Here is a 14702-nt window from a genome sequence, read left to right as displayed (position 1 = left end):
ATTAATTCATCATGAAACAACAGAATAGAAAAATAAAATTTGGTGCAATAAAATATACTGTCTTAAGTGTATTATGGGGAATCATGATGTCAAGCAATGCAGATCAAAATAAATTTTTATTAATTGCCGATCCCCAAATACTCGCTATCCCCATCATAGATAATCATGAAAGGATGATTGATTTAAAAAATCAACATGAAATTGCTTACGGTCCTTCGCCTGAAATTCCGAATAACACCGATTATACAAAACTGAGAAAAATTGTTTATGAGAAATTAGCGCAAGCACAAGCATTATTGCCGCAAGGATTACATTTTCGTTTGTATGAGGGCTATCGAAGCTTACAGCTGCAAGAAATGCTATTCGATACCCGATATGCAAAAATTAAAACCCAACATCCTTCGTGGTCCCATCAACAGTTGTTTCATGAAACTACAAAGTTGGTTTCGCCGGTAGTTAATTTGGATTCTTCAAAAAATATTCCCCCTCATTCAACAGGTGGTGCGATCGATGTCTATTTAATTAATAAAAAAGGGGAAGCAGTGGATATGGGCATTCATCCTAAAGATTGGATGAACGATTTACACGGTACATTATCATTAACTAATTCCAATGTTATTTCAAAAGAAGCAAAACGCTACCGACATATTATGAGTAACATTTTACGTCAGGTTGGTTTTGTCAATTACCCTACAGAATATTGGCATTGGTCTTATGGTGATCGTTATTGGGCTTACTACCACCATAAACCTCATGCAATCTACAGTAGTTATACTGCAACGGAAAACAAATAGCTTCGGAGTTTGATCCTAAGATGAGCGGCTGACTATACAGAAAAAGCATTTTCATAGGATGAGAAGAGTTTTTGCTTATATTTTTGCTTCATCAAAGTTCATAATCAAAAACAATAGGGGAATTGATACCATTAACTAAATTAGGCAATATTTTATTGGTTGCGTAATTAATATGAGCAGGATGATTTAAATATACTTCTCTATCTTCCACAGTAAGAAACTCCATAACAAATCCAAATAAATATCCTCTGTCTAAATTCTCTGGGCTATTATTTTTTCCACAACTAAAAGACTTTATTTCTGGAATTATTTCTATTAGTGCTCCTAGCCCTTTTAATAACTCCAAGCATTCATTATCATTAAGTTCCTCTTTAAAAGGTAAAAGGACGATATGCCTTATCATTTAAGTGTTCCTTTAGACTATTACATTGAATAAATTTTAAATTAATTCCTGAGAAAAGGGTAGTGTTCCTGAGTTTGATTAATTTAAATGTATTGCTAAAGTTATAACAATAAACCTTAATTATTAAGGATTAAGATGAGCATTATTGCAAAGCGTTTCTTGAATCATGGTTTTATGATGTGTGGGTTTTATCCTCAGTTGAAAAATGAAACGTTATTATGCAAACTCGGTGACAGGTGAGTTTAATGGTGAGATTCTTTCTCGAGAAGAGTTAGAAAAACACTGCTCTTGGGGCAAAGATAATGAAAAAATTACTCAATTTGAATTTATTGATGTTGTTTCGGATGACAATAAGATCGCGTTTCGCATCCAATTTAAATTTACTGACAGAGAAAGTAATATTAAAAAAGCTGAAAATATAGGAATCATGCATCTTGATCAGGAAGGAAAAATTCGTTCAATTACCGTAAAATCGAGCGAGCAGTTTTCACGTTAATGTATGAAATAAAGGGATATATGATTATAATTTCAACTCATCAGCAAATTGAAGACTTCACGCGTGGGTGTTGTTTTTTTGCAACAGGAGGCGGAGCGGAGGAGATCCTCTTTTTGGCCAAAAAATGTTACGTGAAGTTATGAGTGCGGGAAAAGAAATTCGCATTATTGATGTGAAAGAATTGACTAATGATGCCTGGCCTATATGTCCCTATCTAATGGGGCCAGCTCCAGGACCTGAATCAAAAGAGGTGATACAAGAAAGAAAAAACTATGGTCTCCTGCACGAGTTTGTATCAAATATGCCTGCTGCTGCCACACAACTTCTGCTTGAACACGAAAAAATTAAACTCAATGCAGTTATTCCTCTTGAATTAGGTGCAGCAGCTACTTCCAGTGCGGTTGCTACCGCAGCTTGGCTTGGTGTACCGACAATTGAGGGAGATTATGCGGGTAGGGCGTTACCTGAAGTGGTACAAATATTACCCGCTGTTAACAACGTTAATTTATTGCCTATTGCAAGTTGCGACGCATATGGCAATCAAGTGATTATCAAAAAAACGACGGGCCTCCATATGACCGAAAGGTTAGGTAAAATTATGGCCACCGCATCCTTAAGCTTAGTAGGACAGGCAGCATTATTGAAACAACTGAAGCAAATAAAATCGTTCATGTTACTTAATACGTTGTCAAAGGCGTTATCCGTTGGCTCAGCTTTGCGGGAAGCGAGGGAGGGAAAGAACCACTCCCTGCAATCGATCATTGAATTAACCCAAGCTAAAATTTTATTCATTGGCAAGGTAATAGAACGTAAAGCAGCAGTCCAAGATGGATATTATATAGGCTATGTTCATCTCGTTGGTATTGATAATTTTAAAGGTGATCAATTCAAAATATGGGTTAAAAATGAGAATATTTTATCTTGGCTAAATGATGAGCCTTATATTGCATGCCCTGATTTAATCACAATAATTGATCGGTCAACATTTGAACCAGTTATTATCGGCAAGCTTAATGAGGCTACTGACGTTATAGTCCTGGGTATACCGGCCCCAGAGAGCTTTCGTAGTCCAGCTGCAATAAAATTACTTGAGCCGAAACATTTTGGTTTCGATTTTAAAGCCAAAACACTATCTGAAATATAATAACCGCACGTTATGGGAATTAAGGGATGAGCGATGATGTTACCAGAATATTTAGTATACAAAATGAATCAGCCTCGTTAACTTTTTCAGCTGATTTTAAAGGGAAGTGAATAGATATATATCTTAACTTGAACTTAGGGTTCTCTATAATTAAGTCTGATTATTTCGATAATCAGACTTAAAGAGATCTAAGATTCAATGATAGAGATTATTTGTTCGCTATCTAAATAATGTAGATAAGTCTCCGTGTACTGTGAAAAGCTACGCGTATTGCTTGAAATTATTTTGGGATTACTTAATCGATATAAAGCTCTTTTGCATCATGTTTATAAAAATAAACCCTCACAAAGACGTATAGTAAGCTTAAAATAAGTAAAGCAACCACCTAATGATCAAAATAAACTCACTAAATATGTGTTTATAAACCTTACATCATACGAAGACCTTAACTATTCTGTAGCTAAAAAGTTCTTCGTTACTTTAAGCCGAAAATGCAATTTTTACGTTCGTCCTCATATGTTACGCCATTCCCATGCCTCTAATTTACTTAAGTCAGGCTGGGAAATGTCACTTATTCAAAAACGCCTAGGTCATGCAAGTATTCAAACTACTAATGTGTTGTGGACGTACTCCAATGCAACCTTTGATAGAGAGTAAACAATTCTGGATGGAAATTTGACCTGACAGACACTTCTTAAAAACCGGTAACTGTCAGATAAAGTTGGAACTACTGCACATTAGTTTAACTCCATTCCAACCCTAACCGGATTCATTATTTGGTCCATTGCAGGGTTTGTCGATAAAGCAGCGCGAATTTTTTGAAAATCACAACAACTTGGTTTGGCAAATGCTTCGATGAGGCTCTGAGCATTTTCACTATACTGACTCTCCCTGCTTTCACCTATTTTTCTTTTGATTTCAATGATGGCGTTTGCTATATCTCCTTCTTTTGAAGGATTAAGTTTCCCTACAATTTCTCGTATTTCTTTGACGAGTTCTGGAACCGAACCTTCTTGATTTTTCAGCAATTCATCATTTTTTAATACTATGTAGACAGCTAAAATATTCTCCTCTCTTTCATTAGCAGGTATTCTCATAATATTGATCTGAGCTTTTGTTTTATTGGGTAGAGTTGATCTGCCTTGTTGCTCAACTTGAGGTCTTTCTAATCTCACATTCAAATCTTTTTTTGTTTCTTTTTTTAACACATCACGCAACAACTCATCTCTTATCCACTCACGGTTGGCTTGAGTATCTCCCCTTATTAAGAGGTGCTCAAAATTAACGATAGACTTAAATTGATTAAAGTCTTTGTACAAAGCTCTTACTAAATAGCTGTCAAGAGAATGATTATTTAATCGGGAATTATTGGAGAAGTGTTTTTGTAAAACATCGATCATGGTATTTAAATCTTGAGCTTTATTTAGCTCGTTTTTTAAATCATCAGCTCGATTTTTGCCAAAGTCTGTATAATGACGGAGCCAAGTAAAATATCCCGAAGACTGTTTATAATCCTTTTCTGTACTTTTATTATCACGCCATCTAAGGTATTCATCAATGGCGCCCACTAGAGTTTTTCTAAGTTGCTCTGCGTCTGAGTGTTTATTACGTTGTTCTTCTAATGATTCACGTGCTTTCATTTCATTTATTACTACGCTCGTTTTTTCACTTGGAAGTCCCAAAATAGATCCTTGTTTGCTTATATCGCTTTTTTTGTTATTTTTATGAAGGAAATCCATCACCTTATTTTCATATCCAGGAATAATATCTTTAAGTAGACTAACTATTGTTGAAGTAAATGTATAATTGAATTCATCACTCGTTAATTTTACTAACTCCGAGCAAATATCATTAAAAAAATCATCTCTGCGTTCTGGGATGATGCTTGCATATAAAATTAACCCCAATATTTTACCATGCTGATTCCCTTCTGTTATTTGATTTTTTATAAGAAGTATTAATCTACTCCATGCATCTGATTCTACTTCTATGTTTTCTGCTAGTTTTATAAATAATTTAGATCTAATTGGTTCTATTTTATCTTCAAAAGAAAAAACCATAAGACCATCATTAGTTATTGTGGGGAATAACGTATCTGTGCATTGGCCTTGTTGGCATTTAGTTGTTCTTTCGCTGACTCTCTCTGTTCATTATTAAATGAACTCGATCCTGGTATCTCGAAGTAAATTTTGTATCTATCCTGGATTATGCCAGTGGTTCGGTCAATAAACTTATATTCAGGTGCTTCCCAAGGGTCTAAAGCGAAAGATTTGAAGTCAGAAGGAGATATTTCTGCTCTTTTTAAGCCTTGAAGTAAAAGGTATCCTAATATTTTTCCAAATTGAAATTGGGAAATATCATTTGAATTGCGTTTAGCTTCATCTTGGAGATGATCAATCCATTTTTGAATAATATTTTGATGTTATCCTAACTCATCAATAAAGAGGTCTTTTCGGCCACTATCAGGGGACGGAGTACGATGCGGTTTGATAAATCCTACCATTGTATCCTCCTAAAGCACTTACATTACTATTATTATAGACTAATGGTTTTAATCTAATCTAACTGATTCTTTTGCTTAAGATCCCTTAGATTAAAATGTATTTCTTTCCTTGACAGGTGATTATCATTTTGCCTATTGTTGTTAACATGTTACCTTCCTCAAATGATTTATATTACTTTATTGAAGTGTGCCAAACTCTGAATCTTTGTTGTGCGTCAGAACGGTTGGGCACCAGCTTATTTATTCGGATAAAAAATGGATTGAAACTAACTAGGCGCGAAATTTTACACGCATATCAGGCAATTAATTCATTTATGGGAAACAGCTAAAGCTGAAAGCTTAACAAGCACCCAAATACAGCGGTAGTTTTGCTTTGAGGCGCCATTCTTCAGTCGCTCAATAGAGCTTGTCTTTATTCATGGGAAAAGTGCTCAGTAAAAATCCTCGAATCAGAATTACTTTAACTTTTCCCAAGTAGTGCTTTTAGGTATTAGTTTTTATCCTTGCATTTAACTTATTGTTATTCAATAAAAATCAAAAATGAGCGACAATAGAATATATTATGCAATATATTCCACCAGTTTAAAGCCCCTTGAAACATTATGATCAACATTTGTTTTGATCTTGACCTATCCCCTAAATTAGTACCACTTCTTTGATGAGATTCATTATCCTATGCCACCTTTCTTGCGTATTCAACAGGAGGCATATAATTTAGAGAGCTATGAGGTCGAACATTATTGTAGTGTTTACGCCATTGTTCAATCTCAAATCGTGCTTCCTCCATTGTTCGAAACCAGTGCTGATTAAGGCATTCATTTCTGAATTTCCCGTTTAAGCTCTCAACAAACGCATTTTGAGTTGGTTTTCCTGGTTGAATAAACCCTAAAGTGACATTCGTTTCTTTGCTCCAGAAAAACATCGCTTTACTAGTAAATTCTGTACCATTATCACAAATCACTTTAATAGGCTTATTTCTTTGCTCAATAAGTTGGTCTAAAAAGCGAGCCACTTGTTTGCCACTGATTGAGGTAGATATTAGCTGGCCAACCATTTCACGAGAATAATCATCCACTACATTCAATATTCGAAATCGTCTCCCATTGCTAAGTTGATCCGATACAAAATCCATCGACCAACGCTGGTTTGGTGCAGAAGGAACTTCCATTGGTTGGCGAGGACGAGTCAGTTTTTTCCTTTTCTTTGTTCGAACTTGAAGTCCCTCCTCAGTGTATAATCGATAAGTATGCTTCTTATTCTGAACCAAGCCTTCAGCTTTAAGTAGTCCATGAAGAATTAAATAACCATAGGCCGGATATTGTGCGGCTAAAACCTTGAGTCGTGTTCTGGCCTTCTCATCCGTACGTGGTTTACATTGATAACGAAATGCTGTGCGGCTTAATCCTGCCAGCTTGCAAGCTACTCGCTCACTCAACTTAAAGAAACATATTAGGTGCTCGATGATCGACTTTCTTGCTGCTGGCTTCACCACTTTTTTGATAATACATCCTTCATTGCCTCTAGCTCCAGGAGCTTATCTGCCAACAGTTTTTTAAGATTAACATTCTCTGATTCAAGCTCACGAAGACGCTTGGCCTCATTCACTTCAAGGCCAGCATACTTACTTCGCCAATTGTAAAATGTGCCTGACGAAATTCCATAGTCTCGACATATCTCTTCGACCTTTATACCTGCTTCATGCGATTTGATTGCTTTTATAATTTGTTCTTCTGTGTAACGCTTTTTCACTTTGAGATCTCCTTTTGGTTTAGTTTATCGGAAATCTCATCTATGTCATGGCATTATTTTTTGGGGATAGGTCAATTTTTAGATCGAGTGAGATCAAACTACGAGGATGAAAACAATCAAACTAATCACCCAAGTCGTTCGGATTGAGATTTCTTATTTTTATAAATCGCAAGAATTCATCATCGCTCTAATTTAAAAAGTCTAAGGTGTTAATTTGAGAATCATTTATGAAAAATATACCCTCTTTTACTTTTTTTAACTGAAGGTATTTTATTTCAATTAATTATTTTATAATTGAATAAATTAACACTCCAATGTACAATATTGGATCAATTTATACTAATTGAAAACCAATATAATTTATAAAGTAGCGTGATTTGTATGTCACATAAATACAGTAAGGTATTTCAAAGAGCACTAAGTCCTAGCGAAAAACTCTACATCAGTGCTGACAGGAGTAATTATTTATTTTACTTGCAGTTAGTCCTTGAAATGGATTCTGAGGTGGATGTATCCTCACTAAATCAAGCAATTATTCAGGTAAACTCAGCTAATCCATTTATTAATCTGCATGCAAATTTAAAAGTATCTAATTCATTTTGGTATAAAGATCCAGAAAATCGAAACGATTCCAAGCTGATACATATTGAGGAGACTGAATGGGATGGAGATGATATTCAATTGCCATCTTTTTTTCATTGTCATCAATTTTATTCTAGTAATTTAGCAACACAAATCACTTATATCAAAGGATCGCGCCATTTTTTAGTATTTCGAGCATTCCACGGCATAATGGATGGGATGGGATTATATTTATGGGTGAAAGATATTTTTCGTGCTTGGCACAAACAAAATTTACTTGGTTCCTATGAATCTCTAACTGATTATGAATTTCTTAAGCAACTAAAAAATAATAGATATCGTCCAAACTTTTCATTTGATTGTGTTTCACCAACTGGTCATACAGGGACAGAACATACTAATCAATTATGGCATAAGGTAATTATTCCAGGAAAAATTCACGCAATAACTGCAAAACTATGTGAAATATTATTAGATTACAGTGTTCAGAGGGGCGGAACCAAAGGACGATTTATGATTCCTGTGGATTTAAGAACGCACTCTCCAGGAAAAAATATTACCGCTAATTTTTCAAATCCAATCTTTGTTGAAGTACAAGAAGGCGCAAGCTGGCAGTTAATCTATTCTGATATGATTAAACAATTGAGCAATCAAAATGAACTTATGATAGGTAAATATGATTCTTATTTGCTTTATACCCCTTTACCATTGTTAAAATTTATTATCCATATGTTGGTTGCATACCAAAACAAAAAAAAGCAGTTCATGATAACAGGGCTAATCTCTAAGCTGACTATAGACCTAGAAGAATTAAACTTGAATCACCATGATAATAAGGTTCTAAACGGTTATTATTTACCAATTGATGTTCCACTTGCGCCGATAGTTCTCGTTATTACAGAGCACCAAAACGAAACAACGATATGCTTTTCAATTTCTAATGCACATGCAACTGAGACGGATTGTATGAATTTAGCAAATCAATTTAAAAAACTGGTTGAAGATCACCATTATTTAGATAAAAACCAATTATATTGTGATTCGCTATGGCCTATTTATAATAATTCTTCTGTCCAGTATTCAAAGAGTCAAACAATTTTTTCTATGATTTGGGAATGTACTCAATTATATAAACAAGAAAAGGCTCTAATTCTAGACAATTTAGTTGCCATGACTTACGAGGAATTACGAAATCGTGTTGTAGAAATAGCGAGTTTATTTTTTTACTTGGGTGTTAAAAAGGGAGATAAAGTTGCTATTTTCCTACCAAGAAACCAGGACATGATTTGCTCTATATTGGCTTGTTGGTATTTAGGAGCAGCATATATACCAATTGATATCAAATCACCATTTAACTGGGTTTTGAGTCTATTGCAGGATGCAAACCCTGAGTTGTTGATTCATGATCACGCCTCTGAATTTAAGCGAAGCTGGCCTGGATTAAGTATTCAAATACCCAAAAATATCGATATTAAAACAACACCAAAAATACAAGCAAACTCCCTAAATGAATTGGCCTATATTATTTATACATCGGGTTCCACAGGCACACCTAAAGGAGTAATGATCAATCAGGGTCAATTGTTAAATTATTTATCTTGGGCCGTAACTGCCTATAGAAATAATGATCAACCTTATCATACCGCATTATTTACGAGTATTGCTTTTGATCTGACTGTAACAGCGCTTTATTTACCTCTTTTGACAGGCGGTAGTATTAAATTGACTCTTGATCCGACTAGCTCTTTGGGTTTAAAAAAGATGATGATTGATGAGTCGCTGAATTTTTTAAAGTTGACTCCATCCCATTTGAGAATGGTACATCATTTACCCATGCATCGAGAAAAGCAAATCACATTAGTGGTAGGTGGTGAGTCATTTCCTTGTCAGCTTGCCAAAACCCTCATTCAAAAACTACCAGGCGCACGAATTTTAATGAATATGGTCCCACAGAAACAACTGTCGGATGTATGATTCATCAATTTGATAGGCATCAAGATATTCATGGCAGTGTACCAATTGGTATTCCTGCTGCAAATACTAAAATCTATTGCCTTGATGAGTATCGTAGACCAGTGAAAATTGGTCAAGAGGGTGAAATTTATATTGGTGGCAGTAATGTTGGATTGGGATATATAAATAGGCCGGAAGAAACTGCTCTCTGTTTTATTGATGATCCTTTTGTTCCTGGGCAGCGAATGTATCAAAGTGGTGATTTAGCAAAACATCGAGAGGATGGCCTGCTTGTATATCTTGGCAGAAAAGATCAGCAAACTAAAGTTCGTGGGCATCGTATCGAACTAGCGACAATAGAAAATAAATTATCAGAGATTGATGGAGTTTTGCAAGTTATAGTACTTAATACCAAGATAGATAATGCTCTAGGTGAAGCTCATGATGTTTTAGTTGCTTATATTGTTTCTAATAAACAATATGAAAGTAAAGAGTTACGTAGTCTTTTATCCAAGGTCCTTCCCTATTATATGATGCCCAATCACTTTATATTTCTAGATGAGCTTCCTATGACCATTAATGGCAAAGTTGATCAGAAACGGTTAACGAAACCTGAAACGATTACTCATAGTGTACTAAGTGATACTGATGATTTGTTAATTCGTATTCGTCAATTATTTGCACGTGCATTGTCATTACCACTTGAAGATATTGACATACATGCTACTTTTGACGAAATGGGAGGAGACTCCCTACAAATAGCCTATGTTCTCAATGAAATAATGACAAAAATGATTGCACCAAAGCATCTTGCTGCATTTAGTAATAGTTTCGAACCTCTCTTAGCCTATGCAACACCACAACATTTTTATGAACAATTAGTTAATTTTCAAGATTAGTTTAATGATTTTTGGGGAAAAAAATTCATGAGGATTTTAGTTACTGGTGGAAGAGCCCCTGCAACAATGGATATCATGCGCAGCCTCATTAGTCAGGGATATGAAGTTTATGGTGCGGAAAGTATGTTCTATCCACTTTCACGCGTTGTAAAGGGGGTAAAAAAGCACTTTGTTATTCCAAAACCCAACGATGATCTGGATTCTTTCCTAAAAGCGCTTAAAGAAATAGTGATCAACTATAAAATTCAGATGCTTATCCCTACATGCGAAGAGATTTTTCATATCAGCCAAGGTCATAAGGAATTATCTAAGTACACTCGTGTTTTTTGTGAGCCTTTTGAGCGATTAAATCAATTACATGATAAGTATGTTTTTAATGAGATGGCAAGAAAGTTTCATTTGAATGCTCCTGAAAGTTGGTTAATCAATGAAGATAAGGATAAAGGGAGTCTTCCTAAGGGTGAAAATCTGGTTTTAAAACCTATCTTTTCTCGATTTGGCTCACGAACTATTATTAATCCAACCCAGAAAGCCATTGCTGATTTACCAATCAAGGATCCGTACGTTGCACAACGATTTATAAAGGGAAAGGAATACAGTACGTATGCAATTACACATAAAGGTGATGTATTAATTCAATCGTGCTATTTCTCTAAATATGTTGTGGGACGTTCAACGGGGATTTACTTTGAGCCTGCCGAGATTAAACCGATTACAGAGTTTATCAAGTTATTTTGCAAGCAGTTTGAATTCAGTGGGCAAATTGCTTTTGATTTTATTTTAGCGGATGACAAAGCCTATGTTCTTGAGTGTAATCCAAGAGTTACAAGCGGTTTTCATTTGCTTACTGATAAAATTGATTGGAACGCTATTTTTAGTGGACAACGACAATGTGATATTCCCAACATGCAGCATATGAAACCTTATATGCTTGGCCAAGGAATGATTCTTCATGGTATGAAGTATTTTGCAAGAAATCCACGGCAATTTGTTAAAGATTATTGCCAAGCTCATGACATTTTAAAAAATCAAGCATATCCCTGGATTAGATTAAAGAGTACTCTAATGATGCTTAATGTTCTCTGTAGGGTGATCCAAGTTAAAAAAGGTTTTTATCCTGCTTCAACCTATGATATTGATTTTAATGGAATTAAAAACTCTATAGAATGAGATATAATTAAACTAGTGAATCAACAGGAATGATCAATTATTTATTACTCAGTGCCCTAATTTCTTGCATTGTAAATGTATAAGTAACCCAAGAAATTAATATGTTTCCGCCCTAATGGTGATAACTTTGCTTCATCTTCTTCATTTATCACTTCACCCTGTGCGCGCCAAGCTGTGGCGACTTTCACCTTTATTGAGTTGTATCAAAATATGACGTCGGTACTCTTCGCTATCAATATAATTGAGCAGATATAAGGTAGACCTAAGTTCATAAGGCTTTGGCCAGTCTAGATAGTCTATTTTTTCGAAATAAAGAACGGATTAAATCTGAAGCATTGGGGCTTTCTTAACCCTCAGCATCGTTTCGTTATCTAAAATTTAGGAGGATCTATAGCTTGCAGGCATTCCCAAAGAAGTCATTTTATTAAGTACACCACAGCCAATCATGGCCTCTTGTTTTTGTCTTACAAAATCTCTAGCATGCATCGTATTACCCAGTATTTTCTGATAACTCCGCATAGCAAGCTCGGATAGATCTCTCTTGCCATATTGCCTTTTTTCTACCACACCATTCTGCCGTGCTCCTTGAGCTTATTAAAGCCTATATCGTTAGATTGCCATTTTTGATACCAATACTCTTTGTTCATTTTTCTAACACCCGTTATCTTTTCCTACGGAAACTATAAACCCTAAATCAGGACAGTCCAATGACAATCCTATTATCCTAAATATTGAATCAATAAAGCCTTGCCTTTGCCGCAAGGGCAGCCTATAAACCTGGCGCATTTTATGGCACGTTATTATCGCAAAATCACTGTAACGCTTTGGTGTTCCAGTGCCGTCATAAACCCTGTCTTTCTCATACCACTGCGATATTGTTTCCGCTGATAACCAAACTATAATATTACCCCATTGCCGTAAGGCGTCATTATAATCTGACCAATTAGTTAACTTATATTTTGGTTTTGGAACGTTCCATCCTTTCTTTTGGGGATATTTATTCGGCATTATTGGTGGCCAGCTATTTATAATTTAAAGGTCGCAGAGCATATCAATAATTTGAGATTCTTATTTTAAACTGCCCTACTTTTGAGCTAAGACAAAGCCCCTTAATCACTCGATCAGCACAAAGACTGATGGCATTTTCTAGCTGTCAGCAGATCCTGGGAGCTTATACGAACGTTATTAGTTAAACCCATTGCGTCTCCCAATTAAACTCGCGATAATACATGATTAACACACAACTGATTACCAACCGATGCTGAACATCCTAGAGAATATTGATTTAACTCCTTTAAATACATTGCACCTAAAATCAACAGCATCTCATTATGTTGTCTTAAATCAAATCAAACAACTAGATGAACTTAGGAAGCTTATTTCTAAATTTTCTAAGTTCTTTGTCTTGGGAGGAGGTAGTAATTTAATTATACCCACTCGATATCAAGGTTTAGTTGTTCATAATGAGTTACGTGGTATTTCAATTACTACAGATGGGCAAGAGCAGATTGTTACGGCGATGGCTGGTGAGAGTTGGGATGAGTTTGTGGCTTATTGTAACACTCATGGTGCTTTTGGGTTGGAAAATTTAAGCTTAATCCCAGGAACAGTGGGCGCATCACCGATTCAAAATATTGGCGCCTATGGAGTTGAAGTTAAAGATTTTATAAAAAAGGTTTTGGTCTATGATCTTCAAACTGCGAAATTAGTTAGTCTCAGCAACAGTGAGTGTCAATTTAGTTATCGAAACAGTATTTTAAAAAATAATTCGCGCTATATCGTTATTAGCGTTACTTTTACTTTATTATCAAATCCAACTTTTAACGCAAATTACGGTGATGTTGCTCAAAGACTTTCATCTTTAACTAATCCAACACCATATGATTTGCGTAATATAATCATCAATATTCGTCAAAGTAAATTGCCTGACCCAAACGAGCTAGGTAATGCAGGTAGTTTTTTTCATAATCCAATCATACCAAAAAAATTAGCGCAGAAATTATGTATTCAACACCCTAATTTACCGGTGTACACCACGCATGAACACGAGAAAATTAAAATATCAGCAGGATGGCTGATTGATAGTTTGGGTCTGAAAGGATTGCGACAAGGGAATGTTGGAATTTACCAGAAACATGCATTGGTTATGGTAAATTATGGAGGTGCATATCAAGCAGAGTTATTGGAGTTTGCTGCCTGGATCCAATCACGAATTAAAGAGCGTTATAGTGTACAACTTAATATTGAACCGATTATTTTAAAATGAAGTCACCATCGTGGTTAAAAGTTGCAGCTAAAAAATGTATAAAATTTAAAACTGCAACTCGTCGCTTTGCTACTTGATTGAAGTCTCTCTATTTAATATGCCGCATAACCTGGGCTAATTAGAAGTGCTCCAGTAACATCACCCACCAAAAATCTAAACGCATCAAATGTATTAGTTGAGGTCGTCCCTTCAGGAAGAACTCTGAATGACAAAGTTAATGGTGCAGTAACTATAAAGTTCGTTCTCATCAGCTGCCATTGGGGATTAATTAACGTATCGTTATAACCGTAGGTACGAATATAAAATCGGTCTCCTTCATTAATGTCTACAACTTTGCTGGCCGTGTTTGTGCTTCCTATACCACTTTGAAACCCGGAAATTTGATATTCGTTGTTAATACGTCGCACAGAAATATATCCATCAACATCATCTTGAATTGGATTTAAAATTTGAGTGACCGGTATTAAGAAGTTAGTTTCATCAGGATTGTTGGGCGAAGCATCGTCTGGAATAAAAAGTACCGCCTGATCATTTAATATTGGCCAGTTATATAAATGTTCACTTTTATTAAAACTCAAAGAATATGCATTTCCTATTGTTGGCGTGACCTCAATTCCTGTTGATTGGTTACTGGTATAACAAGGAACGTTGGTTACCGGACTATTTCTATTATCTGTTAAATTAACACAGTTCTCATTTCCAACAGCTGCATAAAGCTCATTAAATGAGTTGGTTACAGTGCT

At 35.4% G+C, this 14702-nt stretch carries 11 protein-coding genes and 3 pseudogenes; 8 read left to right on the top strand and 6 right to left on the bottom strand.

The window, feature by feature from the left end; translation table 11 throughout:
• Positions 1-86 precede the first annotated feature (86 nt).
• Positions 87-794: a M15 family metallopeptidase gene (locus tag EL220_RS08850; RefSeq protein ID WP_027269875.1), complete on the top strand. Its 708-nt coding sequence runs from the start codon at positions 87-89 to the stop codon at positions 792-794.
• A 91-nt stretch (positions 795-885) separates the two neighbouring features.
• On the opposite strand, the gene EL220_RS08845 is transcribed toward EL220_RS08850, so the two are convergent.
• On the bottom strand, positions 886-1197 hold the full coding sequence (locus EL220_RS08845) for a Dabb family protein (RefSeq protein WP_027269876.1): 312 nt from the start codon (positions 1195-1197) through the stop codon (positions 886-888).
• A 205-nt stretch (positions 1198-1402) separates the two neighbouring features.
• Here EL220_RS08845 and EL220_RS08840 point away from each other — a divergent pair, with 205 nt between their 5' ends.
• The 3 genes from EL220_RS08840 (at position 1403) to EL220_RS19655 (ending at position 3494) form a co-directional block, all read left to right on the top strand.
• On the top strand, positions 1403-1693 hold the full coding sequence (locus EL220_RS08840) for a hypothetical protein (protein ID WP_027269877.1): 291 nt from the start codon (positions 1403-1405) through the stop codon (positions 1691-1693).
• Positions 1694-1817: 124 nt separating this feature from the next.
• The gene (locus EL220_RS08835; protein WP_027269878.1) at positions 1818-2837 is read left to right on the top strand and encodes a DUF917 domain-containing protein; all 1020 of its coding nucleotides are present in this window, start codon (positions 1818-1820) and stop codon (positions 2835-2837) included.
• A 414-nt stretch (positions 2838-3251) separates the two neighbouring features.
• The gene (locus EL220_RS19655; protein ID WP_081779035.1) at positions 3252-3494 is read left to right on the top strand and encodes a tyrosine-type recombinase/integrase; all 243 of its coding nucleotides are present in this window, start codon (positions 3252-3254) and stop codon (positions 3492-3494) included.
• Positions 3495-3574: 80 nt separating this feature from the next.
• On the opposite strand, the gene EL220_RS08825 is transcribed toward EL220_RS19655, so the two are convergent.
• Both EL220_RS08825 and EL220_RS08820 read right to left on the bottom strand, forming a co-directional pair.
• Complete coding sequence (locus EL220_RS08825) at positions 3575-4897, bottom strand: hypothetical protein (protein WP_232002719.1); 1323 nt, start codon at positions 4895-4897, stop codon at positions 3575-3577.
• Between the two features lie 1116 nt (positions 4898-6013).
• Positions 6014-7089 (bottom strand): IS3 family transposase gene (locus EL220_RS08820; RefSeq protein ID WP_128130830.1). Its coding sequence is split into 2 segments (ribosomal slippage): positions 6014-6840 and positions 6840-7089, totalling 1077 coding nucleotides; the frame shifts between segments, so codons are not numbered across the junction.
• A 381-nt stretch (positions 7090-7470) separates the two neighbouring features.
• On the opposite strand from EL220_RS08820, the pseudogene EL220_RS19560 reads away from it, so the two are divergent.
• The 3 genes and pseudogenes from EL220_RS19560 to EL220_RS08805 all read left to right on the top strand — a co-directional run.
• Positions 7471-9746: pseudogene (locus tag EL220_RS19560) on the top strand (AMP-binding protein); the annotation flags it as partial.
• A 123-nt stretch (positions 9747-9869) separates the two neighbouring features.
• Positions 9870-10523, top strand: a complete 654-nt coding sequence (locus EL220_RS08810; protein WP_232002743.1) for a non-ribosomal peptide synthetase — start codon at positions 9870-9872, stop codon at positions 10521-10523.
• A 27-nt stretch (positions 10524-10550) separates the two neighbouring features.
• On the top strand, positions 10551-11693 hold the full coding sequence (locus EL220_RS08805) for an ATP-grasp domain-containing protein (RefSeq protein WP_027270058.1): 1143 nt from the start codon (positions 10551-10553) through the stop codon (positions 11691-11693).
• Between the two features lie 162 nt (positions 11694-11855).
• Here EL220_RS08805 and EL220_RS19785 read toward each other — a convergent pair.
• Together EL220_RS19785 and EL220_RS19780 are read right to left on the bottom strand one after the other, a co-directional pair.
• A pseudogene (locus tag EL220_RS19785) lies at positions 11856-12030 on the bottom strand (Tn3 family transposase); the annotation flags it as partial.
• 41 nt (positions 12031-12071) lie between these two features.
• Positions 12072-12701 (bottom strand): annotated as a pseudogene (locus tag EL220_RS19780) (transposase).
• A 250-nt stretch (positions 12702-12951) separates the two neighbouring features.
• Between EL220_RS19780 and murB the strand changes: the two are divergent.
• Positions 12952-13959, top strand: a complete 1008-nt coding sequence (gene murB / locus EL220_RS08780; protein WP_051544703.1) for a UDP-N-acetylmuramate dehydrogenase — start codon at positions 12952-12954, stop codon at positions 13957-13959.
• Positions 13960-14051: 92 nt separating this feature from the next.
• Here murB and EL220_RS08775 read toward each other — a convergent pair whose 3' ends face one another.
• Positions 14052-14537 carry a hypothetical protein gene (locus EL220_RS08775; RefSeq protein ID WP_128130863.1) on the bottom strand — a complete coding sequence of 162 codons (486 nt, stop codon included), beginning with the start codon at positions 14535-14537 and terminating at the stop codon, positions 14052-14054.
• Positions 14538-14702 lie beyond the last annotated feature (165 nt).

The sequence above is a fragment of the Legionella sainthelensi genome (genome assembly GCF_900637685.1).
Classification (GTDB): domain Bacteria; phylum Pseudomonadota; class Gammaproteobacteria; order Legionellales; family Legionellaceae; genus Legionella; species Legionella sainthelensi.
Note: the sequence above shows the minus strand (reverse complement) of the source record. Positions and strands in the feature narration are given on the sequence as shown.